23 protein-coding genes are annotated in these 25,190 nt (G+C 61.5%); 9 read left to right on the forward strand and 14 right to left on the reverse strand.

The window, feature by feature from the left end; translation table 11 throughout:
• Nucleotides 1-236 precede the first annotated feature (236 nt).
• The 3 genes from PMI03_RS24315 to PMI03_RS24325 all read right to left on the reverse strand — a co-directional run bounded on the left by PMI03_RS24315 (nt 237) and on the right by PMI03_RS24325 (nt 3,868).
• Entirely contained in the window at nt 237-1,394 is a 1,158-nt protein-coding gene (locus PMI03_RS24315) for an Mrp/NBP35 family ATP-binding protein (protein ID WP_007699713.1), read from the reverse strand.
• Between the two features lie 620 nt (nt 1,395-2,014).
• Nucleotides 2,015-2,752: a LuxR family transcriptional regulator gene (locus tag PMI03_RS24320; RefSeq protein WP_007699714.1), complete on the reverse strand. Its 738-nt coding sequence runs from the start codon at nt 2,750-2,752 to the stop codon at nt 2,015-2,017.
• Between the two features lie 330 nt (nt 2,753-3,082).
• The gene (locus PMI03_RS24325) at nt 3,083-3,868 is read right to left on the reverse strand and encodes an IclR family transcriptional regulator (RefSeq protein WP_007699717.1); all 786 of its coding nucleotides are present in this window, start codon (nt 3,866-3,868) and stop codon (nt 3,083-3,085) included.
• A gap of 177 nt (nt 3,869-4,045) precedes the next feature.
• Here PMI03_RS24325 and PMI03_RS24330 point away from each other — a divergent pair, with 177 nt between their 5' ends.
• The 5 genes from PMI03_RS24330 (at nt 4,046) to PMI03_RS24350 (ending at nt 8,233) form a co-directional block, all read left to right on the forward strand.
• Complete coding sequence (locus PMI03_RS24330; RefSeq protein WP_007699719.1) at nt 4,046-4,816, forward strand: SDR family NAD(P)-dependent oxidoreductase; 771 nt, start codon at nt 4,046-4,048, stop codon at nt 4,814-4,816.
• Nucleotides 4,816-5,748 (forward strand): 2-dehydro-3-deoxygalactonokinase, encoded by a 933-nt coding sequence (locus PMI03_RS24335; protein ID WP_007699725.1) that lies wholly within the window; start codon nt 4,816-4,818, stop codon nt 5,746-5,748. Before PMI03_RS24330 ends, PMI03_RS24335 begins: the two co-directional genes overlap by 1 nt.
• Nucleotides 5,748-6,383, forward strand: a complete 636-nt coding sequence (locus PMI03_RS24340) for a 2-dehydro-3-deoxy-6-phosphogalactonate aldolase (RefSeq protein ID WP_007699727.1) — start codon at nt 5,748-5,750, stop codon at nt 6,381-6,383. Before PMI03_RS24335 ends, PMI03_RS24340 begins: the two co-directional genes overlap by 1 nt.
• A 4-nt stretch (nt 6,384-6,387) precedes the next feature.
• Nucleotides 6,388-7,275, forward strand: coding sequence for an SMP-30/gluconolactonase/LRE family protein (locus PMI03_RS24345; protein ID WP_007699729.1), 888 nt, complete (start codon nt 6,388-6,390; stop codon nt 7,273-7,275).
• A 352-nt stretch (nt 7,276-7,627) separates the two neighbouring features.
• Nucleotides 7,628-8,233, forward strand: a complete 606-nt coding sequence (locus PMI03_RS24350) for a PRC-barrel domain-containing protein (protein ID WP_007699734.1) — start codon at nt 7,628-7,630, stop codon at nt 8,231-8,233.
• A 57-nt stretch (nt 8,234-8,290) separates the two neighbouring features.
• On the opposite strand, the gene PMI03_RS24355 is transcribed toward PMI03_RS24350, so the two are convergent.
• Entirely contained in the window at nt 8,291-9,511 is a 1,221-nt protein-coding gene (locus PMI03_RS24355) for an argininosuccinate synthase (RefSeq protein WP_085946437.1), read from the reverse strand.
• Nucleotides 9,512-9,647: 136 nt separating this feature from the next.
• Between PMI03_RS24355 and PMI03_RS24360 the strand changes: the two genes are divergently transcribed.
• The gene (locus tag PMI03_RS24360; RefSeq protein WP_007699740.1) at nt 9,648-10,115 is read left to right on the forward strand and encodes an Lrp/AsnC family transcriptional regulator; all 468 of its coding nucleotides are present in this window, start codon (nt 9,648-9,650) and stop codon (nt 10,113-10,115) included.
• A 40-nt stretch (nt 10,116-10,155) separates the two neighbouring features.
• Here PMI03_RS24360 and PMI03_RS24365 read toward each other — a convergent pair whose 3' ends face one another.
• Together PMI03_RS24365 and PMI03_RS24370 are read right to left on the reverse strand one after the other, a co-directional pair.
• A complete protein-coding gene (locus tag PMI03_RS24365) occupies nt 10,156-11,481 on the reverse strand; it encodes a bifunctional diguanylate cyclase/phosphodiesterase (RefSeq protein WP_007699742.1) in 1,326 nt (441 codons plus the stop codon).
• A gap of 115 nt (nt 11,482-11,596) precedes the next feature.
• The gene (locus tag PMI03_RS24370) at nt 11,597-13,339 is read right to left on the reverse strand and encodes a response regulator (RefSeq protein ID WP_007699744.1); all 1,743 of its coding nucleotides are present in this window, start codon (nt 13,337-13,339) and stop codon (nt 11,597-11,599) included.
• Nucleotides 13,340-13,682: 343 nt separating this feature from the next.
• On the opposite strand from PMI03_RS24370, the gene mutL reads away from it, so the two are divergent.
• Nucleotides 13,683-15,503: a DNA mismatch repair endonuclease MutL gene (mutL, locus tag PMI03_RS24375; protein ID WP_007699746.1), complete on the forward strand. Its 1,821-nt coding sequence runs from the start codon at nt 13,683-13,685 to the stop codon at nt 15,501-15,503.
• Between the two features lie 83 nt (nt 15,504-15,586).
• On the forward strand, nt 15,587-15,817 hold the full coding sequence (locus PMI03_RS24380) for a DUF2093 domain-containing protein (RefSeq protein ID WP_007699749.1): 231 nt from the start codon (nt 15,587-15,589) through the stop codon (nt 15,815-15,817).
• Between the two features lie 3 nt (nt 15,818-15,820).
• On the opposite strand, the gene lpxK is transcribed toward PMI03_RS24380, so the two are convergent.
• From lpxK to PMI03_RS24410, 6 genes are all read right to left on the reverse strand, one after another.
• The gene (gene lpxK, locus PMI03_RS24385) at nt 15,821-16,888 is read right to left on the reverse strand and encodes a tetraacyldisaccharide 4'-kinase (protein WP_007699761.1); all 1,068 of its coding nucleotides are present in this window, start codon (nt 16,886-16,888) and stop codon (nt 15,821-15,823) included.
• Nucleotides 16,889-16,984: 96 nt separating this feature from the next.
• Complete coding sequence (locus PMI03_RS24390; protein WP_007699766.1) at nt 16,985-17,713, reverse strand: HAD family hydrolase; 729 nt, start codon at nt 17,711-17,713, stop codon at nt 16,985-16,987.
• A 14-nt stretch (nt 17,714-17,727) separates the two neighbouring features.
• Nucleotides 17,728-19,047: a lipid IV(A) 3-deoxy-D-manno-octulosonic acid transferase gene (gene waaA, locus PMI03_RS24395; protein ID WP_007699769.1), complete on the reverse strand. Its 1,320-nt coding sequence runs from the start codon at nt 19,045-19,047 to the stop codon at nt 17,728-17,730.
• Between the two features lie 180 nt (nt 19,048-19,227).
• Entirely contained in the window at nt 19,228-19,467 is a 240-nt protein-coding gene (locus PMI03_RS24400; RefSeq protein ID WP_007699772.1) for a DUF4170 domain-containing protein, read from the reverse strand.
• Between the two features lie 61 nt (nt 19,468-19,528).
• Nucleotides 19,529-20,338, reverse strand: coding sequence for a 3'(2'),5'-bisphosphate nucleotidase CysQ (locus tag PMI03_RS24405; RefSeq protein ID WP_007699775.1), 810 nt, complete (start codon nt 20,336-20,338; stop codon nt 19,529-19,531).
• Between the two features lie 80 nt (nt 20,339-20,418).
• On the reverse strand, nt 20,419-21,768 hold the full coding sequence (locus PMI03_RS24410) for a TldD/PmbA family protein (protein ID WP_007699778.1): 1,350 nt from the start codon (nt 21,766-21,768) through the stop codon (nt 20,419-20,421).
• Nucleotides 21,769-21,918: 150 nt separating this feature from the next.
• Between PMI03_RS24410 and PMI03_RS24415 the strand changes: the two genes are divergently transcribed.
• Nucleotides 21,919-23,739 (forward strand): monovalent cation:proton antiporter-2 (CPA2) family protein, encoded by a 1,821-nt coding sequence (locus PMI03_RS24415; RefSeq protein WP_039974653.1) that lies wholly within the window; start codon nt 21,919-21,921, stop codon nt 23,737-23,739.
• On the opposite strand, the gene PMI03_RS24420 is transcribed toward PMI03_RS24415, so the two are convergent.
• Together PMI03_RS24420 and rsmD are read right to left on the reverse strand one after the other, a co-directional pair.
• Nucleotides 23,736-24,602, reverse strand: a complete 867-nt coding sequence (locus PMI03_RS24420; RefSeq protein ID WP_007699784.1) for a patatin-like phospholipase family protein — start codon at nt 24,600-24,602, stop codon at nt 23,736-23,738. The two genes, PMI03_RS24415 and PMI03_RS24420, sit on opposite strands and share 4 nt — an antisense overlap.
• Before the next feature lie 18 nt (nt 24,603-24,620).
• Nucleotides 24,621-25,187 carry a 16S rRNA (guanine(966)-N(2))-methyltransferase RsmD gene (gene rsmD, locus PMI03_RS24425; protein WP_007699787.1) on the reverse strand — a complete coding sequence of 189 codons (567 nt, stop codon included), beginning with the start codon at nt 25,185-25,187 and terminating at the stop codon, nt 24,621-24,623.
• Nucleotides 25,188-25,190: the final 3 nt, after the last annotated feature.

Raw genomic sequence — 25,190 nt, forward strand, 5'->3', positions numbered from 1 at the left:
GTCATAAACAACGCCGATCGCTCGGGCGAGACGAAGACATCATGCGGCGGACGGCCATCATCCAATATGCCCGACCAAATTCACGCCGGCGGCGCATATGCAGCAAAGCGCGCAAAGAATCAAGCCACAACCCCTTCAATGCGCGTTTTCACCGCAGCTTTCCGATTTGCGAAGTCATAGCACATGATGCGGGCAAGGCAATCACGCCGATCGTCGCCGGCACGAACCTTCACGAATTATTCAAAGACGATGGAGGGTGCAGCGCGCAGAGGCGTGTTGCTGACCTGCGCCCAGACCTTGGCGGCGATATCGCGATAGATGCCGGCAACAATACCACTGGGGTCGGAGGCAACCAGCGGCGTGCCGGCATCGGACGTCTCGCGGATGCCCATGGTCAACGGCACCTCGCCGAGGAAGGGGACGCCAATGCGCTCGGCTTCCTTGCGCGCGCCGCCATGGCCGAAGATATCGTAACGGGCGCCGGTGTCCGGAGCGATGAAATAGCTCATGTTTTCAACGATACCGAGGAGCGGAACCTCGACCTTACGGAACATGTTGAGGCCCTTGCGGGCGTCGATCAGCGCCAGATCCTGCGGCGTCGAGACAATGACGGCGCCGGCCAGCGGCACCTGCTGCGCCATGGTCAGCTGCACATCGCCGGTGCCCGGCGGCATGTCGACCACGAGAACGTCGAGTTCGCCCCAGGCCACTTCGCGCAGCATCTGCAGCAGCGCCGATTGAACCATCGGCCCGCGCCAGATCATCGCCGTTTCCTCCTCCACGAGGAAGCCCATCGACATGACCTTGAGACCGTAATTCTCCATGGGAACGATGATGCGGCCATCGATCTGCGACGGCTTGCCGGAGATCTTCAGGAGGCGCGGCATGGACGGGCCGTAGATATCGGCGTCCAATATGCCGACGCGCAGGCCGTTGGCCAGCAATCCAAGCGCCAAATTGACCGCTGTGGTCGACTTGCCGACCCCGCCCTTGCCGGAAGCGACGGCGATAATGGCGCCAACACCGGGAACGCCGATCTTGCCGGCGCGGGGCTGCTGTTGCGGAGCAGGCGCGTACGAATGAGGATGAGCGTGCGACTGTGGTTGCGGTGGAGCGGGACGCGCAGTCGGTGCGCCGCCGGCCTTCTTGTCCGCGGTCAGCGCGACCATGGCACCCTTGACGCCGGGCATTTCCTTGATGACGCGCTCGGCCGCAAGGCGCATCGGTTCCAGATCCTTGGCGCGCTCGGCCGGAACGGTGATCGAGAAATACACCTTGGCGTCGGAGATGAAGACATCCGACACCATGCCGAGCTCAACGATATTGTGCTCCAGGTCCGGTCCGCGAACGGTCTTCAGCGTATCCAGAACCTGTTCCTTGGTGATGCCAGCCATTCCATCCTCACTGCGCGATTTCGATCCTCTGCGCGCCGCATCGGGCAAGCACTCCGGATCTCTCAGGCTTAGATAGTGGAGTGGCGGGGCTTCGCCAAACAAAATTCAGGGGGACGATCGACAAAAGTGGCTGAGTTCGTTGCGGCCGGCAGGTCCGCCGGGTTTTATAACCCTACCAGCCGCAACGCTCGCTTGGAGACGCAAAAGATTTGCGGGGGCCGAGATAAAGCAAAGTCTGGAAAGGAATAGGGCAAGTCGGCGAAAAATCGCTTCGCAATGTCCGTTGAACTCAAGGACGTGCCAAATAAGCAACAGCCGCCGTCAAGACCTGTCGCCGGGAGAAGCAACGACTATGGTATCGACGACGGCTGCCTGATCCGCGCACATTCATTGGCGCTGTTATCAAAGTCCCCTCTGGACCTCTGCATATCGCGATGCAGAAAGCATGCCAGTTTCGATGATTTTGAAAAATCATTCTTTTTCAAATGGTTGACCAGACGCTGGCAATTTCGGCCCATGGCGCGTCGCAAACAATGCAGGCAAATTTTATAGGCAGCGCACAAAATTCGCGCAGAAAACTGCCCGAATTCCGTCCGGCCTCATACTTGTTTGCATGCTATCTATTTTATCAACCCGACACGCAACGCCTTGGCGACCGCCTGGGTGCGGTTGACGGTATCCAGCTTCTTGGTTGCACGGTTCAGGTAATGATTGACCGTATGTTCCGAGAGCGTGAGGATTTCGGCGATTTCGGCGCTGGTCTTGCCGGCCGCCGTCCAGTTCAGGCAATCGAGCTCGCGGTCGGTCAGCGTATCGACGATACGGACGTCAAGGTTGCGGATTTCAGCGAGCCTGTCGAAGACATGGATCGCGATATAGCAGAGGTCCTTGGTCTCCTCAGCCGTGAAGGCTTCGCGATCGCCCGAGAGTATGACAGCGCCGCGAATGCCGGATGCGTCATGGGTCGGCAAACAGATGCTCCGCGCCATCCGAAAACGTTCGAACAAAGAAGCCCTGAGCTGAATCTTGCTGTCATCGCGATTGGTGTTTGCCGCGGTGTCGTAGACGAAGGGCAATGTCGAAACGCGCAGGCGCCGCGACACGGTGCTGTTGCGCAACAGCCCTTCCTGGTCATAGACCGTCAGCAGTTCGGCCGGCCAGTTGTTGATCACCGAATTGCTCTGCAGCTCGAATGACGTAAGCGACGGCAGGTTCACGACCATGAAAGCCCGGCAACGATAGGCATCGGTCACGCGCTTCATGAAGCGAAAAACGTCGAACTGAGTTTTCAGACCGGCGATTTCGTCAATGTAATCTTCACCACGAGGGGACCGTCCTACCTGCACCAATGCTGCCATCGTCAGTCTTCTTTACATAAAGGAGAGACAGGGGAAGAAGTTCGAACTCGCTGCCCCCACGCCTCCGGGCCATCACACAAACGTCGAAACATCGGCGCTTGATGAAATATAAATAAAGATCTCGCCCGCTGCGGCATTCTTTCCGACGGCGCCCGGTAAAGCATTTCGCCAAACTCCCCCCGAAGATGGCCCAGGTATTCGTCCAGAAGTACAGTTCATCGGCGCTTCTTTACAGAGAATACAGAATAAACGTGTAAACCGGCCAAGGTCCAGTGCACGTAAACGTAAAATCAATCGATTTCGCATGAGTATCGAGAAAAAGCGGCAAAACTAGCGCTTCGGACCCAAACGGCTGTGCATATCCTGCATGATCGAAGCCGCGGCAACCCTGACCAGAGGCGCCCATTCCTCCAACTTTTCGGGCGTGACGCGATAAGCAGGCCCGGTCACCGAGACGCCGGCCAGCATATTGCCGTCGTCCGAGCGAATCGGCGCGGCGACGCAGCATATGCCGCTCTCGTGTTCCTCGCGGTCAAAAGCGTAGCCGCGCACCCTGATGGCGGCGATATCCGCAAGAAGATCCGCCACGCCGCGATGGGTATGCTCGGTATAGGCGTGAAACTGAAGACCGGCGTGACTGGCCTCGATGGTGGCATCGTCCAGCACGGAAAGCGCCGCCTTGCCGACGCCGGTGCAATAGGCCGGCGAGGCGTTGCCGATCTGCGAATACATTCGCACGGATTGCCGTCCCTCGACCTTGTCGAGATAGATGACCTCGATGCCGCGCAGGACACCGAGATGCACGGTCTCGCCAGTCCGCTCCTGCAGAAGCCGCAGATGCGGCTCCGCAATGGTGCGGAATTCATTGCGCGCCCAGCTGCGCGAGGCGAGGCTCAAGAGCCGGATGCCGGGCAGATAACGCCCATCGCGATCGATCTCCAGCAACCCCTCCTCGACCAGGTGCGACAATTGCCGATGCAGCGTGCCACGCGGCTGGTCGGACAGCGATAAAATGTCGGTGAAGCGCATGGGATAATCAGCTAGCGCAACGAGGTCGAGCAGCGCCATAAGCTTGCCGAGCGTACCGGTCTCCCGGACGCGGCGGGCATTGCCCATAGTATCGTCCTGCTTCACATTCACGATCGCCTCATTGTGTCAGCGGCGCTCCGTCACGTCCTTGACATGGTCGAAGGGTAATCCGATAATTCCACATAGTCAAATCTGGTTCCGAATAATGGAACTATCAGCAAAGAAACACCAGAATCTATTACCGATCCAGGGAGGGAGAGGAATTTGACCGAGGCACAGGCACAATTTCCCGATCTGAAGGATCGCACCGTCCTGATCACCGGCGGTGGCTCCGGCATCGGCGCAGCACTTGTCGAGGCTTTCGCGCAACAGGGCGCCAAAGTCGCCTTCATCGACATTGCCGAGGAGCCGAGCAAGGCGCTTGCCGCCCGGCTGTCGGCGCAATCGGCGCATCCCGTCGCCTTCTATCATGCCGACCTGCGTGATGTCGGCAATATCAAAAGCACGGTTGCCGCCGTCGAATCCGATCTCGGCGCGATCGGCGTTCTTGTCAACAATGCCGCCTGGGACGACCGCCACGACTTCGACACGACGACCGAGGAATACTGGGACAACAGCCAGGCGATCAACCTCAAGCAGGTCTTCTTCGTCTCGCAGGCGGCGGCACCCGGCATGCGGGCTTCCGGCGGCGGGTCGATCATCAATTTCTCGTCGATCGTCATCAAGATGAACCAGCCGCAGCTTTCCTCCTATGCAACGGCCAAGGCAGGTGTCATTGGCCTGACCAAGAGCCTCGCCGGTCGTCTTGGCCCGGAAAACATCCGCGTCAATGCCATCCTGCCGGGCATGGTCGTCACCGAACGGCAGATGGAACTCTGGCTCACCGAGGAAGGCATCGCCAAGACAATCGAGCGCCAGTGCCTCAAGCATGTGCTTAAGGCCACCGATCTGGTCGGCCCTACTCTCTTTCTCGCATCCAACTGCTCGGGCAGCATCACCGCGCAGTCCATCATTGTCGACGGAGGCATATTCTAATGACAAGGCCCGCATATGTAGCGGTAGACTGGGGCACCAGCAGTTTTCGGCTGTGGCTGATCGGCGAGGACGATAGCATTCTCGGCGAGCGCCGCAGCGGCGAAGGCATGACATCGGCGGCGCAGACCGGCTTTGCCCAAGTGCTGCAATCGCATCTGACCGCCCTTTCCGCACCCGACAACCTTCCCGTTATCGTCTGCGGCATGGCCGGCGCGCGTCAGGGCTGGGTGGAAGCCGGCTATATCGATACGCCGACATCGCTTGCCGCCATCCTCACCGGCGCCGTCTCCGTGCCCGGTCAAGCGCGGGATGTCCGCATTCTGCCGGGCCTTGCGCAGCGCGCCAAGGATGTGCCGGACGTCATGCGCGGCGAGGAAACGCAATTGCTCGGCGCGATCCCGGCCGATGCCAAGGGCGAGCAGATCGTCTGCATGCCGGGAACGCATTCGAAATGGGTGCGCGTGGTCAATGGCCAGGTCATCGGCTTTTCGACCTTCATGACCGGCGAGCTGTTCGATGTCATCACCAAGCACAGCATCCTCTCGCACGCCGTTGCCGGCGCCGCCGAGCTGCCGGCCGATAGTGCCGCCTTCGAAACCGCGATTAAGGCTGCCTTCAAGAAGCCGTCGCTCGCCACCAACCTGCTCTTCACCGCCCGTGCCGGCCAGCTTCTGCATGGCCTGACGGCAGCCGGTGCGCAGGCGCTGATTTCCGGCACGCTGATCGGCGCCGAAATCGCCGGTGCGCTGTCATCCGCCGGCCAAGGGGCAACGATCACCCTTGTCGCCTCCGGACGCCTGCAGGCGCTCTATGAGGATGCCTTCCGCACCCTGTCCCTCACCTATACGACTGTCGACGCCGATGCCGCCGTCCGCCGCGGGCTTTCCGCCGCCGCCAAGGCAATCTGGCCGAACAACGAAAGAACACGCTGATGACGACCCGCGTCCCCTTCCCTTCCATGAAGCGCCCTCTCATTGCCATCCTCCGTGGCATCAAGCCGGAGGAGACCGCTGATATCGTCAGCGCGCTGATCGAGGCCGGCCTGACGGCAATCGAGATCCCGTTGAACTCGCCGGAGCCTTTCCGCTCGATCGAGATCGCCGCCAAGCTGGCGCCCGCCGATTGCCTGATCGGCGCCGGCACGGTGCTGACGGTCGAAGATGTCGATAGGCTGGATGCCGCCGGCGGCAAGCTGCTGGTGACGCCGAATGTCGAACCCGCCGTCATCAGCCGTGGTCGCGACAAGGGCATGGTCACGATGCCCGGCGTCTTCACCGCCACGGAAGCGCTAGCCGCGGCCCGCGCCGGCGCGACGGGCCTTAAATTTTTCCCGGCAGGCGTGCTCGGCGCCTCCGGCATCACCGCCATCCGCGCCGTGCTACCGCCGGAACTCGTGATCGCCGCTGTTGGCGGCGTTTCGGACAAGAATTTCGCCGATTACACCAAGGCCGGCATCCTCGCATTCGGTCTCGGCACCAGCCTCTACAAGCCGGGAATGACGACGGCAGAGGTTGCCGAACGCGCCAAGGTCACCATTTACGCCTATGACGCCGCCATAGGAGCTTGAGCATATGACCGCGATTCACGATTTCCAGGGCACCATTCTTTCCGACACCGCTTCGGTGCTGGGCGAAGGGCCGACCTATGATCCAGATACCGATACGGTCTGGTGGTTCAACATTCTCGGCAAGGAATTGCATGAGCTGCATCTTGCGACCGGCAAGAAGCAGGTGCACGAGCTGCCGATGATGGCGAGCGTGCTGGCCCGCATCGATGCCGGGCGGCAGTTGATCGCCACCGAAGAAGGTCTGTTTCTGCGCGACGTCGCAACCGGCGAGCTGACTTTTTATGCCGCCATCGAGGCGGACAAGCCGGAGAACCGCTCCAATGACGGGCGTACGCATATCTCCGGTTCGCTGTGGATCGGCACCATGGGCAAGCGCGCCGAAATGCAGGCGGGCGCCATCTATCACGTCGCCGGCGGCAAGGTGACGAAGATTTTCGATCAGATCAGCATTCCGAACTCGATCTGCTTTTCTCCCGACGGCACCATGGGCTACTTCACCGATACGCGCGTCAGCCAGCTGATGCGGGTAATGGTCGACCCTCTAACCGGGCTTCCGACGGGCGAGCCCATCGTTCTGGTTGACAGCATGGAGGATCCGGGTGGCATTGACGGCTCGGTCTGCGATGCCGACGGCTATATTTGGAACGCGCGCTGGGGTTCGGGTTTCGTCGATCGCTACAGCCCGGACGGCTTGCGCATCGAGCGCTATCGCGTGCCGGCCGCGCAACCCTCCTGCCCTGCCTTTGTCGGAAAGGATGCCGATCGCCTGGCGGTGACGACGGCCTGGGAAGGTCTCGATGAAGACGCCCGCTCGACACAACCACAGGCCGGAGCGCTTCTTGAGCTTGGCCCGGTGGTCAAAGGCGTTTTCGATCCGCCCTACAAGATCTGATCGAGTTTGCCGTCTCTCCAGCGGTCGCGATCACCGCGAGGACGGCACACTGGAAAACACAGGCCAGGGCGCTCGGATAGAGCCGCCCTGCGCCAGGAGCCGAAGCATCCCCGCCGCAACCGGCCTATCGGATCGCCTTCTTTTAGTTGCACCCATCCTTTCATAACAAATTGATTTTCCATTATATTTTTTCCGCCTCAGGGCAATGCAGTGCCGTTTTCTGCAACTTTTTCCGGAACCAAACCCCTCCTCGACCAGTTCCTCTACCGAACCGGCACGATGATGGTCAGCCAAAAAAGTGGCGCCGCCCGAGCCGGGGAGCATGCCCATCTGAATGAAAGGTAGGTTCACGATGACCGGCAAACTATTTACCTCCGTCGCTGTTGGCGCGGTCTTTGCCACAGCATCTGTCCTCTCACCCATGGCCTTCGCCCAGGCACAGCAACCGTCGACCGGCAACGACGCGCCGCTGACGCAGACTGCACCGGCAACGCCCGACACCACCAAGATGCCGCAGAACGATGCCCAGGCACCAGCCACGGCACCGGCAACCACGACGGCGCAGGCCGGTGGCTATCTGACCGAGCAGTCGGCGGATCAGATCAGCGCCAAGACCTATATCGGCCAGTCGGTCTATAATGGTCAGAATGAAAGCATCGGCAGCATCAACGACCTGGTCCTGCTGAAGCAGGGCGGTGTTGTCGCTGCAGTCGTCGGCGTCGGCGGTTTCCTTGGCATGGGCCAGAAGAACGTCGCCGTTCCCTTCGACAAGATCACGGCTACGCAGAATGTCGAGGACGGCAGCGTCAAGCTGACGACCACCGAAACAGCCGATGCGCTGAAGGCAGCGCCCGAGTTCAAGACGCTTGCCGCGCAGGCCTCCGAAAAGGCCGCACGCATGCCGGCGGCGGTACCCGGTACCGACAGCACGACGACCTCGTCGACGACCAATAAGTAACGCAGGTTCTCGCGCAACAGTGAAAAACGGCGGCCCTCATGGGCCGCCGTTTGGCCTTTAACGTCCCAACCTCTTATTGCGCGCCGCCAAGGTCTTCAATCGCAGCCCGTTGAGCTTGATGAAGCCCTCGGCATCGTGATGATCGTAGCTGCCCGAACCCTCCTCGAACGTTACGAGATCCATCGAATAGAGCGAATTGGAGGAGTTGCGCGCAATCACGCTGGCCGAGCCCTTATGGAGCTTTACCGTCACCTCCCCGGCAACATGGGTCTGGCTCCGGTCGATCAGCGCCTGCAGCATCTCCCGCTCCGGCGCATACCAGAAACCGTTGTAGATCAGCTCGGCATAGCGCGGCATGATCTCGTCCTTCAGGTGAGCCGCACCACGGTCGAGCGTGATCGATTCGATCCCACGATGCGCGGCGAGCAGGATCGTACCGCCAGGCGTCTCGTAAACCCCGCGCGATTTCATGCCGACAAACCGGTTCTCGACCAGATCGATCCGCCCCACCCCATGCCTGCCACCCAGTTCGTTGAGCCTGGTCAGCAGCGTCGCCGGTGATAGCTTGACGCCGTTGAGAGAAACCGCGTCACCCTTCTCGAAGCCGATGGTGATGATCTCGGGCACATTGGGCGCATCTACCGGATCGACCGTGCGCTGATAGACATAGTCCGGCGCGATATCGGCCGGGTCTTCCAGAACCTTGCCCTCGGACGAGGTGTGCAGCAAATTCGCGTCAATCGAGAATGGCGCCTCGCCGCGCTTGTCCGTGGGGACTGGAATCTGGTTCCGTTCGGCATAGTCGATGAGCTGGGTACGGGACTGAATGTTCCACTCGCGCCACGGCGCAATGACCTTGATGGACGGGTCGAGCGCGTTGACGGTCAATTCGAACCGGACCTGATCGTTGCCCTTGCCGGTGGCGCCATGGGAGATGGCATCGGCACCCACGTCCTGGGCGATCCTGACGAGATGCTTTGCGATAAGCGGACGGGCGATGGAGGAACCGAGCAGATACTGGCCTTCATACACGGTATTAGCGCGGAACATCGGGAAGACAAAGTCGCGCACGAATTCTTCACGTACATCCACGATGCGGATGTCCTTGATCGCGAGCATCTCAGCTTTCGCGCGCGCCGGCTCGAGCTCCTCGCCCTGCCCCAGATCGGCGGTGAAGGTCACAACCTCGCATTTGTAGGTCTCCTGCAGCCATTTGAGGATGATCGAGGTGTCCAGGCCGCCCGAATAGGAGAGCACGATCTTCTTGATATCTTTGATCATGAGTGATTTTCGTTCCCAGTGTTAGTATCTTGGAACGATAGGCCAAACGTTGCGCAATTGGCTTGCGAAGACAGCCTCAAGCTTGCATAATATTGGCATATTATAGCGTCTATATCGAATATAGGAGCAGATGATGCCAGTAGCGCTAGACGCCATCGACCGGCGCATACTTCGCGCGCTCCAGCGCAATGGGCGGATTCCGAATGTGGAACTGGCCAAGGAAGTAGGACTTTCACCCTCGCCATGCCTGCGCAGGGTACGGCTGCTGGAAGAATCGGGCGTCATCGATCGCTATGTTGCCGTACTCGATCCGGCAAAAGTCGGTATGGGTCTTACGGTGTTCGCGCGCGTTTGGTTCAAAACGCAGGACGCCGAGATTACCCATCAGTTTGCGGAGACGGTCAGAAAATTCCCCGAGGTCGTCGAATGCTACCTGACGACCGGTGAATGCGACGCCATCATGCGGATCGTGACCGCCGATCTCCACAGCTATTGGCGTTTTCAGGCCGACCATCTGACACGCATACCCAGCGTCCAGAGCGTCAAGACCGACGTTCCAATGGAAACAATCAAGCAGGTCCACGAACTGCCATTGCCATAGCTTCAAGACGCGCCGAGGTGCGGCACCGCTCGGCTTGTGATCAATTTCCGTGGAGATAGCGCAGGGTGGCGGTGCTATCGGCGGGCTTGCCGTAATAGTAGCCCTGCCCCATGGCGCAGCCGAGCGATTTGAGCTTTGCCGCCTCGGCGTGGTCCTCGATGCCTTCTGCGACGACTTCAAGGTCGAGCCCCTCGCACATGGCAAGGACCGCCTTGACGATGTGTTCGGAGGCGCGATCCGAATTGATGCGCGAAACGAAGGCGCGGTCGATCTTCACCTTGTCGAAGATGAATTCGCGCAGGCGGCCGAGGCTGGATTGACCGGTGCCGAAATCGTCCAGCGAAATGCGGACGCCGGCGGCCCTGAGGTCGGCAATGATGCGGTTTGCCGTTTCGGCCGAGCTCATGACGGCTGTCTCGGTGATCTCCAGCTCCAGGCGATGCGGATCGAGCCCGACGCGGCCGAGAATAGCAAGGATGCTGCTGCTCGTGCCGGGATCCATCAATTGTGCCGAGGACAGATTGAAGGAGAGGAACAGTTCGCGCGGCCAGGAGAGCGCCGCCTCGGCCGCCTTGCGCAGCAAGGTCTCGGAGAGAGCATCGATGAACCCGCGCTCCTCGGCGAGCGGCACGAAGACGGCGGGCGAGACAAAGCCGAGATCGGCGTCGTTCCAGCGCGCCAAGGCCTCGAAACCGAGAACTGCGCTGCTGGCAAGCGAGACGATCGGCTGGAAATGCACATCGATAGCGTCGGAAATGATGGCATTGCGCAGCGCCTGTTCGAGCTGCGTCGCGCGCTTCATCTCCTGGGCGATTTCCTTGGAATAGACGGTGATCTGACCACGGCCGCGGCGCTTGGAGCGATAGAGCGCGGTCTCGGTGTTTTTCAGCAGATCGTCGAATTCCTCGCCGGCGAAGGGATAGATGGCAAAGCCGAAAGAGGCGGACAGGCGAACGTTGCGATCGCCGAGATCATAGGGCGCCGACAGCACTTCTCGGATCATCTGCCCGAACTTTTCGGCACCGACACGCTCGAAGACCAGCGGCAGCACGAAGGCGAATTCGTCGCCATCATGGCGCGTCACGGTGGCGCCGTCGGGAATACAGGCCTTGAGGCGGTGGGCGACCTGACACAGGATTTCGTCGCCGGCCTCGACGCCGAAGAGATCGTTGATGGGCTTGAAGGAATCGAGGTTGACGATGCCGATGGTGAAGGGCGCGGGATCGCTGGCACGCTCGACCGAAAGCAGCCGTGCCCGATCGCGCATGCGGTGGCGATTACCCAAACCCGTCAGCGGGTCGGTATAAGCCATCGCCTGCAGCTCGTTCTGACTGACTGGCGCGAGCGGTATTTCAGCCGATTTCATGTTCAGTCCCGACATTTTCTCCACCCGCCAAAGAGCATGACAACGAAGTCTTAACAAAGGATGGCAAGACTTCGGTCATTCCATACGGGCGATATCTGTTCATTGGGGCTGGCAGTTATGAGACTTGCCTGGCCTGAGCTTTACGGCTGCCACGCATGTATTTCTGGAACACGGTTTCAAGAATATCCGGGCTGACGGGCTTCAGGATGACATCGTCCATGCCGGCATCGGCGCATTCCTTGCGGTCACGCTCGAAAGCCTGAGTCAATACGCCGATGATCGGCGTGTGTGTTCCGCTTTCCTTATCGCTGCGGCGGATCAGCCGCGCCGCCTCAAAACCATTCAGACCCGGCAGGGAAATATCCATCAGGACCAGCTCCGGGCGATGCTCGTTCCAGAGCCGCACGGCCTCATCACCGTTCGGCGCGATCATGTAGCGGTAACCGAGCCCCTCCAGGATCTGCGAGAAGACGATCTGGTTGATGTCGTTGTCCTCTGCGACCAGGATCTGCAAGCCGTGCTCTTCTCCGCCGGCCGCGATCTGCCAGTCCTCCACTCCGCCTTCAGCACTCTCCCCCGGCTTGCGGCGGATATTGCGGTTGAAGTGCCGCGCAATCAGGAAGGTGAGTTCGGAGGCGAGTTGCGAGCCGTCCAGCGACAGCGCCGGGATACTCTGACGCTCCGCCAGTTCGACGCCGCGATTGCCGAGCTGGTTGTCGACGATCACCAGGTCGATCTTGACCCCGAGAGAACTTGCGACATCCAGGAACGCCGCCTCCTCGTTTTCATTGTGGACCGAGCAGGTGTCGAAGCCGTATTTGGCGAGCATCTTCACCGCAGCCGTTTCGGCGGCGAGATCGCTGGTCACCACCAGGATCTTGCGGCCAGAGAAATTCTCGGGAACGAAGGTCTCCATGGCCGGAGGGCGGCGCGATAAGGTCTGAAGTGCTGCCATCGGCACATAGGCGCGCCGGTAGGAGCGATCGCTATTCTCCTTGATCTCCGAGGCGAGTGCGAATTCGTCGAAATCGGCTCCGTCCTTCAGCAGGTCCTGCATGGTGGCAATGAGGAAATAGCGGCCAGGCTTGCCGATGCGCTGCTTTCTGGTGACCACGTCGCGCTCGATGCCATCGCGGGAGATCTGCCGCTGATGCGTGATCGACATTTCGCCGGTCTCGATGACATGCCGGTCGCTTTCCTCGAAACGATTGGCGAGGTCGGTGGAGAAGAGATCGGCGCCCTTCCGGCCCAGCACCTCCTCCGGCGTGGTCTGGTATTTGTCGCTGAACGCCTTGTTGACTGCGACATAGACCATGTTGCAGTCCTTGACGAACAGCGGAAACGGCAGGTTATCGAGAATATCCTCGGTGAGCTGCACGCGCTCCATATCGATGCGCCACTGCTCCTCGCGTTTTTTTACCTCGGAAATGTCGGAGAGAATGCAGACGCCAAACCCCGATGGCAACCGGCGCTTGACGAAGCGGACCCAGCGATCCGCGCCGAGGCGCTCCGTCGTCTCGAACCGCTCGCGCCAATGGGAGGCAATGCGCTGCGAGATCCAATCGTCGCGCGTCACTGTCGATTTCGTCTGGCCGTTCGGATGCCGCACGCCGGTATCGAAAACCGCGCCGAGATAATCCCGCAGACGTGTCGACGGTTGCAGGAATTGCGGCGGGATCGGGAAGAAACTCAGGACGTGGCGGCTGGCAAACAGTAGCAGGTCGTTCTTGTCATAGACGAGGACGGCGCTGGAAAGCCCGTCGCAGACGGCATCGAACAGCGCCGCCTGCAGATTGCCGTCCGACGGCACATCTTCAGTCATCACTGCAAAGGCTGCCTTGCCAATCTCGGCAGTCATTCGTCCGCTTCCTACATCTATCCGATTACGGCACGCCAAAGCTTGAGAGCCGCGATAGCTCTCGAGATCAATTTGTGGAAACATCATGCTGGCATGGGTGCTTGAAACAGGCGGAAGCCGGCTCATGAAGAGATGACGGCCACCAACCTGCCGCCAAGAGCCGTATGCGCGCAAAAAGCGCGCCACCTGCAATCATTTCAAGTTTTCCAAGGGCAACCTGTCATCTTTCCCTTAATCATTGATTAAATTGGTGAACAAAGCCCCCAACCTGAATCGGGTGGATGACGAAAGGCTAATAGCGTTTTCTCTTTCCAGTTCGTCGCGAATCCACGAAAATGAAAAGATGACCATCAAACAACTCTCGGAAACCCTGATCAACCAGATCGCCGCCGGCGAAGTCATCGAGCGGCCGGCGAGCGCTGCCAAGGAACTGATCGAAAATGCCCTGGACGCCGGCGCGACCCGCATCGAAATCGCGACGGCCGGTGGCGGCAAGGCGCTGCTGAGGGTCAGCGACAACGGCTCCGGCATGGAACAGGCGGATCTTGAGCTTGCCATCAAGCGGCATTGCACCTCGAAGATTTCCGACACTCTGGACGATATCCGTACGCTCGGTTTCCGCGGCGAGGCCCTACCCTCCATCGGCTCGGTGGCGCGGCTGTCGATCGCCAGCCGCAGGGTCGGCAGCGCCGGCGGTGCCGAGATCGCGGTGGCGGGCGGCAAGGTGCTGCATCTGCGCCCGGCCGCGGCCAATCCGGGCACGATCGTCGAGGTGCGCGATCTGTTCTTTGCGACACCGGCGCGGCTGAAATTCCTGAAGACCGAAAAGGCTGAGGCAGCGGCGATCACCGAAGTCGTCAAGCGCATGGCGATCGCCTTTCCGCAGGTGCGCTTTGTCCTGTCGGGCAGCGACCGTTCGACACTGGAATTCCCCGCGACCGGCGACGACCGTCTCGCCCGCATGGCGCAGGTGCTCGGCAAGGACTTCAAGGACAATGCGATCGAGCTCGACGCCGAACGTGAAGATGTGCGCCTCACCGGCTTTGCCGGCGTGCCGACCTTCAATCGCGGCAACTCGGCGCATCAATATGCCTTCGTCAACGGCCGGCCGGTGCAGGACAAGCTGATCCTGTCGGCGATCCGCGGTGCCTATGCCGAGACCATCCCGTCTGGGCGCTATCCCATTGCCGTTCTGTCCATCACCCTCGATCCGGCCCTCCTCGACGTCAACGTGCATCCGGCGAAATCCGATGTCCGCTTCCGCGATCCGGGCCTGGTGCGCGGCCTGATCGTCGGCGCCATCCGCGAGGCTTTAGCGCGTGAGGGCGACCGCGCCGCCACGACAGGCGCCGACGGTATGCTGCGTGCCTTCACCTCCGGTTTCCAGCCGGGATGGCGGCCATCCGCTCCGAGCGCGCCCTGGACGCCCGAGGCTTCGCCATCGCGGCCCTATCAGCCGGCGGTGACCAACGGATATGGTTTCAGGGAACGGCCGCAAGCCGCCTTCGACGGCCTGACCATGCCGACCGCCCGCGCCGAGAGCACGCCATTCGTCGAGCCGACGCAGTCAGAAGAGCCGGCCCGCTTTCCGCTCGGTGCTGCCCGCGCCCAGTTGCATGAGAATTACATCGTCGCGCAGACCGATGACGGCCTCGTCATCGTCGATCAGCACGCGGCGCATGAGCGGTTGGTGTTCGAGGAGATGCGCAAGGCGCTGCATTCCAAGCGCCTGTCTTCACAGGTCCTGCTCATTCCCGAGATCGTCGATCTGCCGGAAGAGGATTGCGACCGGCTGATGGTGTTTGCCGATGAGCTGGGCGAGCTCGGCCTTGCCATCGAGCGCTTCGGCCCCGGCGCAATCGCCGTGCGCGAGACGCCGGCCATGCTCGGCGAAGTGGATGCGCAAGGGCTGATCCGGCAGTTGGCCGACGAGATCGCCGAGTGGGACACGGCCTCCGGTCTTGCCGCGAAGCTCGAATATGTCGCCGCCACCATGGCCTGCCACGGCTCGGTGCGCTCCGGCCGGCGGCTGAGGCCGGAGGAGATGAACGCGCTCCTGCGCCAGATGGAGGCAACGCCGGGCTCTGGCCAGTGCAATCACGGCCGGCCCACCTATATAGAGCTGAAGCTCTCGGACATCGAACGGCTGTTCGGACGAAGCTGAGCACCAGTATCGTCAAAAGAGCTGGAAAAGTCCGGCTTGGCGCGTTATGGCAAACAAGTGACCAATATTGAGGACGGCAGCAGATGAATCTTTTTGAGGGACATGGAAACCGCGAGGCGAAGGTTCGCTATCTCGACGGCGATTTCCAGATCCTCATGCCGGGGTCCTATGTCGTTTGCGCCATGACCGGCCAGCATATCGCGCTCGACGAGCTGCGCTACTGGAGCGTCGCCCGGCAGGAACCCTATGCCGACGTGATGTCGTCGCTCGAAGCCGACAAACGCGCCGGCGTGCTTCCGAACCAGAAGCGGTAGTCTCTACTTCTCCCCGCTGGGGAGAAGGGTTTTTCCAGTCCAACCTTCCCGCAGCCGGCGTTCCCGTGCCGCGGCGATCGCCCGGTCGATGATCAGCTCCGGCGCGTGAGGGTCATCGAAGACCATCGCGATTTCGATGACGCGGCAGCGTGCCAGGAGTTCATCGGCGCGACCGTGGTGGCCGATCAGACGGACATAGTCCTTGGAGGTGGTGACGATCTCGAGACCATCTCGATCTGCAACGTCGAGAATATCGGCGATCTCATCCTCTTCCAGATGCTCGTGATCGCCGAAAGAGCGGCGAACCGCGATACCGGCGCCCAGCGTCTCGACCGTGCGGAAGAATTTGGTGGGATCGGCAATGCCGGCGAAGGCGAGCACCTTACGCCCTTGCAGATCCTCCTGCCCCAGCGTCTTGATCGATGCGGAGAAGAATGGCTTCCCGGCTCTTGCCGCCAGCCGCACGATCCGGTCAGCGGCATTGCCATCGCCGACTTTCAATAGTCCCGAGGTGTAACCCAGCTGCGTCCGCAGCGGCGCGCGCACCGGACCGCCGGGGACGAGATGCCCGTTGCCGATGCCTCGCGTGGCGTCGATGACGACCAAGGCATAATCGATGGCGAGCTGTGCGCTCTGGAAACCGTCATCCATGATGATCAGATCGGCGCCTTCGCGCACCAGCCGCTCCGCGCCATCGGCACGGCGGCGCGCGATCACCGTCAGCGCCTCGCGAGCAAGCAGCAGCGGTTCGTCGCCGACGGCGGTCGCATGGTGATCATGGGGATCGACTACGGTCGTCACGTCGAGAGAACCGCCATAGCCGCGGCTGAGGAAGCCGGGCTTCAGCCCCTTGGTCTTGGCAGCGCGGGCAAGCGCCAGCGCCGTCGGCGTCTTGCCGGCGCCGCCAACCGTGAAATTGCCGACGCAGATAACCGGCACCGGAACGGAGGCGCGGCGGCCATGCACCATGCGATGGCCGGCCACGCGGCCGTACAGGAAGGAAAAGGGCGAAAGCCCCCAGGCCCGCCAATCCGGCTTCCGCCACCAGAACGGCGGTGCTTCCGATACCATGCTCTAATCCCGTCTCGCGTAGGCTGTTGCCCCATACGATCTCAGCAAGGCGGCAACAAAGGGCAGATCAGATGAAAAAGCAAGCCTGTGCCGAACTTACGCCGGCTGGGCGGCCGGCAACAGGCTTTCCAGCTCGGTGATGTCGTTCAGGCAATAATCGGAGGCGGCGGCCAGCGATTCGCGCGAGCCGGTGCCCGTCAACACGCCGACCTTCAGGCCCACTCCGGCATTGTGCCCCATGTGAAGATCATGATTGTTGTCACCGACGACGGCAATCTGCACGGGGGCAAGACCGGTCGCTTTCGCAAAACCGAGCACCATGCCTGGCTCCGGCTTGGTGCCGAAACCGCTATCGTAGCCGGCGATATAATCGACATAATCCAAGAAGCCGAAGCGGCGGGCCGTCTGGCGGATCGAGCGCTCATTGTCGCTGGAGGCGACGCCAAGCTTGTAGCCCCGCTCATGCAGCCGACGGAAGAACGCGGCGAGATCGGTGACTGGCGCGGAGAAATCGGCAGCATGGGAAAAGAGCGCATCGAGCTTTTCCGTCAGCTCCGCCACGTCCACCTTGGAACCAGCGGCAACGAGACCCTCCGAAATCTGGCGGGTATTGCCGGCGGCAAGCAGGCTGTCGGGCACGATATGACCGGTAACCGGATCCATGCCGCAGGCTGAAAGCAGATGATCGGCAAGCGCTGCGTCACCTTGAGCCGCGATGCGGGCAAGCTCGCGATTGACCGGCAACCAGCTCGCGTCATAATCGAGCAACGTGCCGTCCTTGTCGAACAGAATGCCCGCGATCGCCTCCAGCTTCACCGCTCCCATGGAATGCTCCCCTCTTACCCCTGCGCCATTGTCTTCGGCATCAGCCGCGCCTTCACGGTCAGCGGATTGATGTAGGGCTCCAACCCCTTGATGGTCGCGGCCAGCGCCCCGCGCATCTCATGCACCGCGATGAAGCCGGCATCGATCATGCCGCGCCGCGCCGCGTCGTTGGTCAAAAGATAGTGCACGCCGCGCGCCAGCATCTCGGTGTCGCGCACCATGCGGGCGCTGCCACGGCGGGCGAGCAATTGATAGGCGTCGCGAAAATTCTGGACATGGCCGCCCGTCAGGATGGCGCAACCGAGCATGGCCGGCTCCAGCGGGTTCTGCCCGCCTTCGTTCAAAAGCGACTTGCCCATGAAGGCAACGTCGGTCAGGCGCAGATAGAGGCCCATCTCGCCGATCGTGTCGCCGAGAAAAACATCGACATCCGGCGATAGCACATCGTTGCGGGTACGGCGGGCAACCTTCAGCCCCTGCTCGACGAGCATCGCCTCGATCGCGTCGCAGCGCTCGGGATGGCGCGGCACGATGATGGTGAGCTGGCCGTCATGCTCCGTCAGCGTCTTGTGGACGACGGCGGCGGCATTTTCCTCGCCCTCGAAGGTCGAGACGGCGGCCCAGGTCTTGCGGCTGCCGATCTGCTTCATATAGCGGGCGAGCGTCGGCGCATCATAGGGCGGCGCGTCGGTATCCACCTTGAGATTACCGGACTTGATGACCTGCAGTGCACCAAGATCGCGGAAGCGTTCGGCATCGAGATCGGATTGGGCAACGACCAGCGCGAGCTTTTCGAACAGCGCCTCGGAGAGTGACGGATGGCCGCTCCAGCGAGCAAAGGAGCGATCCGACATGCGGGCATTGACGAGGATCTGCGGAATGCGCCGGCGCTCGAGTTCCAGCACGGTTGCCGGCCAGATCTCGGATTCGGCGAAAATGGCGCAATCAGGCTGCCAGTATTCGAGGAAGCGGCTGACGGCCGGCTTCAGGTCCAGCGGCACATATTGGTGGATGACCTCGTCGCCAAGACGTTCCTTCGTCACCTTGGCCGACGTCATCGTTCCCGTGGTCAAAATGACGTGAATATCGCGGCGGCGGATTTCGCGGATCAACGGAACGACCGCCGAGGTTTCGCCGACACTTGCGGCATGGAACCAGACCAGCGGCCCCTGCGGGCGGTTGGCGCTGGCATAGCCGGATCGCTCCAGCCGGCGAGAGCTGTCTTCCTTGCCTTTGGCGGCGCGGAACGCGAGATAAGGTCCGATCAGCGGATAGATCGCAATGCCGCCAAAGCGGTAGGCACCCAAAGCGAGGCGCGCCCTGAGGCTGCTCATCTCGACTGCCTCCGATCCAAGCTGATCGTCATCGATGCCAAATCCCAATTGTTCAACGGCCGAAAGTTCGGCCGATTCTTGGTTCCGATTGCGTCAAAAATACCGTGTGATAACCGGATTGAAAGCAACAATGCCCCTCCGGACGGCAATATCAAATATTAAATGGAGCGAAACGCGGCTTTAGGATGCCTTGTCCGGATCAAGCAAACGATGCAGATGGACGATGAAATAACGCATATGAGCGTTGTCGACCGTCTGCTGCGCCTTCGACTTCCAGGCCGTCAGCGCGGTCGCATAGTCGGGATACATGCCGACAATGTCGAGCTCGTTCAGATTGCGGAACTGTACTTCTTCGAGATTTTCCAATTCCCCGCCGAATACGAGGTGCAGGAGCTGTTTTTTGTCGCTGGTAACAGTCATTTTCGTCTCTTTCTGCTGTCGTCCCCCTCCGCACTTCCTCTGCGGGATTTTGACCCAAACGTCAACTGTCTCGTCTGTGGGCAAGCTGGCGCAGGAGCTCCGACAAGTGGACAGCCGGTGCGCCGCAGAGTTCGCCGTGGGAGACATCGGCGCGGTTGTAATTGAGCGGTTGCCCTGAGAGGTCGACCAGCGCGCCACCCGCCCGTTCCAGGATAAGATCGGCGGCGGCCAAATCCCAATCGTGGGAGTTGCGCTTGACGATCGTCCCTTCAAGCCGGCCGTCGGCGACCATGGCAAGACGATAGGCGAGCGAGGGTACATGCTTCGCCCGCTCGATGGTCTTGCGAAAATCCGGGCTTACTCCGTGAAGTGCTTCTTCGGTGGTGGCCAGCCTATGAACGGCCTCCCCCGTCCGGTCGGAAACGGCGATAGGCTCGCCATTCTTCAGCGCCGGACCGTCCGTGGTTGCCACGAACAATTCGTTCAATGCCGGTGCGTAGAGCACGCCCGCGGTCGGTCGTCCATTGGTGACCACGGCGACGCTGACGCACCACAAATCAAGCCCAGACAGGAAGCCGCGCGTGCCGTCGATCGGATCGACGACGAAAACGGTCTCATGCGCCAACCGTTCGGCATCGTCGTCGGTCTCTTCGGAAAGCCAACCATAGCCGGGCCGCGCCGGGCGCAGGATGGAAGCCAGCGTCTCATTGGCAGCAAAATCGGCGGCGCTGACGGGCGACCGGCCCTCGTTCTTCCACCAGACCTCGGGCGACTGCCGAAAGAAGCCAAGAGCGACTTCGCCGGCCTGACGCGCCGCCTCGACGATCAGGTTCAGGTCGCTCAGAGCGTCACCTTTCCGGCTATCGTTCATTCCCAGATTCCAATCTCCGGCTTGCTATGTGCTGGCCATGATCCTGTCCGAAAACCACTGCGCGCTTTTCGGGATCACAGTCAACGCCCGGCCAGCGTCATGCCCTCAATGGCGAGTGTCGGCGCGGCAACGCTGAAATCGCGGTCGATATCGTTTGCCTGCGTCACGCGCATGAACATGTCCTTGAGGTTGGAGGCGATCGTCACCTCCGAAACCGCGAAAGTCAATTCACCGTTCTCGATCCAAAAGCCCGTGGCGCCGCGGCTGTACTCGCCGGTGAGCATGTTGACGCCCTGCCCGATCAGCTCGGTGACGTAGAAACCATTGCCGACATTGCGGATCAGCTCTTCCGGCGAGATGTCGCCCGGCTCCAGCGCCAGATTCGTAGAAGACGGAGACACCGAGGTACCGCCACGCGCGCCGCGACCGTTGGTCTTGAGACCACCGATTTCGCGGGCCGTCGAGGTGGACAGGAACCATTGCTTCAGCACGCCGTCCTCGATCATCACCAGCCGCTTGCCGGTTACACCTTCGCCATCGAAAGGACGCGAGGCGGAACCGCGCACGATCAGCGGATCGTCGGTGATCGACAGGCCGGCTTTCAGCACCTGTTGGCCCATCTTGTCGCGCAGGAAGCTGCTCTTGCGGGCAACGGACGCGCCGTTGATCGCGCCGGCGATATGCCCGACGAAGCCGCGCGCCACGCGCGGATCGAAAACGACGGTCACGTCCTTGCCGGTCGGAACCTGGCGCGGATTGACGCGCTTGATCACTCGTTCACCGGCGCGGCGGCCGATCTCCTCGGACGCATCCAGATCGGCAAAATAGAGGCGGCTGTCGAAATCATAATCCCGCTCCATGCCGGTGCCTTCGCCGGCAATGACGCTGACGGAGCGGCTGAACCGCGAGCCCATGTAGTGACCGGCAAAACCATGCGACGTGACAAGCACCATGCCGCCCATGCCGGCTGATGCACCCGAGCCGGAAGAATTGCTGACGCCAGGAACGGCAAGCGCCGCCTCTTCCATTGCAAGGGCCGCCTCGCGCAGCTCGGCCGACGAAACCTCGGTCGGATCGAACAGGTCGAGATCGGGATAGGTTTTGGCGAGATCAGTTTCGTCGGCGAGGCAGACGAAGGGATCTTCCGGCGAGACCGTGGCCATGGTGACGGCACGCTCGGCGAGCGCCTGCAGGTCGAAGCCGGGATTGGCCGAAACGCTGGCGACACGATTGCCGACGAACACTCTCAGCGAAAAATCATCGCTTTCGGAGGATTCGGTACCCTCGACCTTGCCGAGACGAACGCTGACGGATTGCGAACGCGAGCGTACGACGACCGCATCGGCCGCATCCGCCCCGGCTTTCCGGGCGAGGTCGATCAATTGGCTGGCGCGGGAAAGCAGAGTGGCGGAATCGATTTCTGAGGACATGATTTGGCCTTTCCTTCGCGTTCCATTTATTGTGCACTACATAAAGCTACAAGGGCGGCGAAGCCGATTCTTGTCCGAATGTCGTCACGCATGGTTGTTTCCGACGATCATGTACTGCAACACCGCCTGCCCCACAGAAAGAAACAGACGATGTCCGCGCCGAATGCCCTCTTTACCGAAACCCTTATGCTGCTCGGAGGCGCCGTCGTCACGGCGCCGATCTTCAAGAAATTGGGGCTCGGCACCGTGCTCGGCTATCTCGCCGCCGGCGTCGTCATCGGCCCGGTGCTGCACGGCATCGGTGACAGCGAAGCCGTGCTTGCGGTGGCGGAACTCGGCGTCGTCTTCCTGCTGTTCATCATCGGCCTCGAATTGAAGCCGTCGCGCCTGTGGCAGATGCGGCGCGACATTTTCGGCCTTGGCACCGCGCAGGTCGTACTCAGCGGACTGGCGCTGACGCTCGCCGCCTATCTCGCCAATATCACCGGCTGGCGTGGCAGTATCATCGTCGGCTTCGGCCTGGCGCTGTCGTCCACGGCATTCGCGATGCAGATCCTCGAACAGGAGGGCGACGTCAACACGAAATACGGCCAGCGCTCCTTCTCCATGCTCTTGCTGCAGGATCTGGCGATCGTGCCGCTGCTTGCCCTCGTCACCGTGCTCGACGGACCGAAGGAAGCTACCAATCCGATACCGGACCTTGCCATTGCCGTTGGCGCGGTCGCGGCGATGATCATTGCCGGCCGTTACCTTCTGACGCCGCTGTTCCAGGTCATCGCCCGCACCGGCGCGCGCGAGGCGATGATTGCGGCCGCCCTTTTGGTCGTCATGGGTTCGGCGACCCTGATGCAGATCGCCGGCCTCTCCATGGCCATGGGCGCTTTCCTTTCCGGCGTGATGCTGGCCGAATCCTCCTATCGCCACGAGCTGGAGGCGGATATCGAGCCCTTCCGCGGCGTGCTTCTCGCCATCTTCTTCATCGCCGTCGGCCTGTCGCTGAAGCTGGACGTCATTGTCGACAACTGGGTGCTGATCGTGCTTGCCGTGCCGGTCCTGATGGTCATCAAGGGCGTGGTCATCTACGTGCTCTGCCGCGTGACCGGCTCCTCGCACAACGACGCCATCCGCATCGCCTGCCTGCTACCGCAAGGCGGTGAATTCGGCTTCGTGCTGTTCAGCACGGCCAGCGCAAGCGGTGGGCTATTCTCGGCCAGCACAGCCTCGATGCTGATCGCAATCGTGACGCTCTCGATGGCGCTGACGCCGCTCGGCTCGGCGCTTTCCAAGCGCCTGCTCAGCGGCGATACGCATGAGGAATTGGACGAGGATTTCGAGGGTGCGGGCTCCGACGTGCTGATGATCGGCTTCTCGCGTTTCGGCCAGATCGCCGCACAAATCCTGCTGGCCGGTGGCCGTGACGTTACCGTCATCGACTTTTCCGCCGACCGTATCCGCCAGGCCTCCAACTTCGGCTTCCGCATCTATTTCGGCGATGGTACCCGCAAGGATGTGCTGCGCTCGGCCGGCATCGACCACGCCAAGATCGTCGTCGTCAGCACGCATCACCGCGAGATCACCGACAAGATCGTCGAACTGGTGCAGACGGACTATCCGCATGCACGCCTCTTCGTCCGCTCCTATGACCGCATCCACTCGATCGAACTGCGCAACAAGGGCGTCGATTACGAGCTGCGCGAGACGCTGGAATCCGGCCTGCTCTTCGGCCGCCGCACGCTGGAAGCCCTCGGCGTCAGTGAAGCCGAGGCCTTTGAGATCGGCGAGGATATCCGCAAGCGTGACGAACAGCGGCTGGTGCTGCAGGCAAGCGAAGGCCTGCAGGCAGGCCGCGACATGCTCTACTCACGGCCGGTCAAGCCGGAACCGCTCGTCAAACCCAAGCGCGCTACCGACGTCTTCAGCGACGACGACGATCTCTCGGCATTACCGGAGGAAGAGCCGGAACGGGCTTAATTCTTCGCGGTGATCACCCGGTCAAGGGCGAACTTCAACTCGTCCTTGACGCCGGCCGACATGGCGAGGATTTCGCGGGCCTTCAGGAAATCGAGCACGCCGGTGCGGCCGACGGACGGCCGCAGGAAGATTTGCGGGGCGAGCAGCCGCAGCTTCAAGGCGATGTTGGACTGCATGGTCAGCTGGCCTGCGCCGAACAGGCTCTCGATGCGGTTCGGAAACTGGGTGCCATCGCCTTCCGGTCCACCGACGACATCGATGCCGATGATGATATCGGCAAGCCCGGCCAGATGTTCGTAGGGAACCGGGTTCATGATGCCGCCGTCGATCATCACGCGCTCGCCGACCTTGACCGGCATGAAGACGGCGGGAATAGCCGCGGAGGCGGCCAGCACCGGGAAGAGCTCGCCCTTTTCGGTCACTACTTCAGTCTGGTCGTAATAATCCGTCGTCACCACCTTCAGCGGGATGTGCAGTTCGGAAAAATCCTCGGGAAAGGCCGGCGGCATGAAGGCGCGCAGGATGCGTTCGAGATTGAACTGGCCGAACCGGAATTTACGAACACTCGCCGGCCTGAGGCTCCAGATCTTGTTGAGCACGGCCGGGCGATTGCCGACGGTTGCGAGCGTATAATCGCGGATTTCCGCGCCGCTCATGCCGGCCGCCATCGCCGCGCCCATGATCGAGCCGATGGAGGCGCCGGCAATCGCAACCGGGCGAATGCCGAGTTCGTCCAGCGCCTCGATGATGTGGATATGGGCAAGACCACGCGCGCCGCCGCAACCGAAGGCGACCGCGACGCTCGGCGTGCTTGATGTCGCGAGCGTATGGTCGCTCCCGACAAAATCAGCATAATCGCCCATGGTCGTCTCCCTCCGCCGCTAGGCCTGCCGGGGCTGATAACGGAAGAAATGCATCTTGCTGTCGCCGAAGGTCCGCTCTTCGAGGAAGAGAAAATCCGGGGCGACGGTCACCGCGACATCGGCGCGTTCCTCGAGGATCGCGAGCGCCCCCGGCACCAGCCAGCGGCCGGCGGCAGCCGCCGCAAAGGCCTTCTCACCCAGCCCCTTGCCATAGGGCGGATCCGCGAAGAGAAAATCGAAAGGCTCGAGATTGCCGACGCTTCCAAGATCGGTGGCGTCGCGCCGCATCATGCGCGTGCGGCCATGAAGGCCGAGCGCATCGATATTTTCCCAGAGCAGGCCACGGCCCTCGACGCTGCTTTCGACGAAGAGGACATGACGGCAGCCGCGCGAGGCGGCTTCCAGGCCGACCGCGCCGGTGCCGGCAAAGATATCCATCATCCGGGTGCCATCGAGCGCCTCGGGATAGGCATGGGTCAGAATATTGAACAGGCTCTCGCGCGTGCGGTCCGCCGTCGGACGAATATCGTTCGACTTCGGAACCGCAAGCGACCGACCGCGAAACTCACCGCCGACGATCCGCACCGC

Source organism: Rhizobium sp. AP16, from assembly GCF_000281735.1.
Taxonomy (GTDB): Bacteria; Pseudomonadota; Alphaproteobacteria; order Rhizobiales; family Rhizobiaceae; genus Rhizobium; species Rhizobium rhizogenes.

What these genes read in the sequence shown, in the direction of transcription:
- PMI03_RS24315 (WP_007699713.1), bottom strand. Translation starts at nt 1,394, where the DNA reads ATGGCTGGCATCACCAAGGAACAGGTTCTGGATACGCTGAAGACCGTT.
- PMI03_RS24320 (WP_007699714.1), bottom strand. Translation starts at nt 2,752, where the DNA reads ATGGCAGCATTGGTGCAGGTAGGACGGTCCCCTCGTGGTGAAGATTAC.
- PMI03_RS24325 (WP_007699717.1), bottom strand. Translation starts at nt 3,868, where the DNA reads ATGGGCAATGCCCGCCGCGTCCGGGAGACCGGTACGCTCGGCAAGCTT.
- PMI03_RS24335 (WP_007699725.1), top strand. Translation starts at nt 4,816, where the DNA reads ATGACAAGGCCCGCATATGTAGCGGTAGACTGGGGCACCAGCAGTTTT.
- PMI03_RS24340 (WP_007699727.1), top strand. Translation starts at nt 5,748, where the DNA reads ATGACGACCCGCGTCCCCTTCCCTTCCATGAAGCGCCCTCTCATTGCC.
- PMI03_RS24345 (WP_007699729.1), top strand. Translation starts at nt 6,388, where the DNA reads ATGACCGCGATTCACGATTTCCAGGGCACCATTCTTTCCGACACCGCT.
- PMI03_RS24350 (WP_007699734.1), top strand. Translation starts at nt 7,628, where the DNA reads ATGACCGGCAAACTATTTACCTCCGTCGCTGTTGGCGCGGTCTTTGCC.
- PMI03_RS24360 (WP_007699740.1), top strand. Translation starts at nt 9,648, where the DNA reads ATGCCAGTAGCGCTAGACGCCATCGACCGGCGCATACTTCGCGCGCTC.
- PMI03_RS24365 (WP_007699742.1), bottom strand. Translation starts at nt 11,481, where the DNA reads ATGAAATCGGCTGAAATACCGCTCGCGCCAGTCAGTCAGAACGAGCTG.
- PMI03_RS24370 (WP_007699744.1), bottom strand. Translation starts at nt 13,339, where the DNA reads ATGACTGCCGAGATTGGCAAGGCAGCCTTTGCAGTGATGACTGAAGAT.
- mutL (WP_007699746.1), top strand. Translation starts at nt 13,683, where the DNA reads ATGACCATCAAACAACTCTCGGAAACCCTGATCAACCAGATCGCCGCC.
- PMI03_RS24380 (WP_007699749.1), top strand. Translation starts at nt 15,587, where the DNA reads ATGAATCTTTTTGAGGGACATGGAAACCGCGAGGCGAAGGTTCGCTAT.
- lpxK (WP_007699761.1), bottom strand. Translation starts at nt 16,888, where the DNA reads ATGGTATCGGAAGCACCGCCGTTCTGGTGGCGGAAGCCGGATTGGCGG.
- PMI03_RS24390 (WP_007699766.1), bottom strand. Translation starts at nt 17,713, where the DNA reads ATGGGAGCGGTGAAGCTGGAGGCGATCGCGGGCATTCTGTTCGACAAG.
- waaA (WP_007699769.1), bottom strand. Translation starts at nt 19,047, where the DNA reads ATGAGCAGCCTCAGGGCGCGCCTCGCTTTGGGTGCCTACCGCTTTGGC.
- PMI03_RS24400 (WP_007699772.1), bottom strand. Translation starts at nt 19,467, where the DNA reads ATGACTGTTACCAGCGACAAAAAACAGCTCCTGCACCTCGTATTCGGC.
- PMI03_RS24405 (WP_007699775.1), bottom strand. Translation starts at nt 20,338, where the DNA reads ATGAACGATAGCCGGAAAGGTGACGCTCTGAGCGACCTGAACCTGATC.
- PMI03_RS24410 (WP_007699778.1), bottom strand. Translation starts at nt 21,768, where the DNA reads ATGTCCTCAGAAATCGATTCCGCCACTCTGCTTTCCCGCGCCAGCCAA.
- PMI03_RS24415 (WP_039974653.1), top strand. Translation starts at nt 21,919, where the DNA reads ATGTCCGCGCCGAATGCCCTCTTTACCGAAACCCTTATGCTGCTCGGA.
- PMI03_RS24420 (WP_007699784.1), bottom strand. Translation starts at nt 24,602, where the DNA reads ATGGGCGATTATGCTGATTTTGTCGGGAGCGACCATACGCTCGCGACA.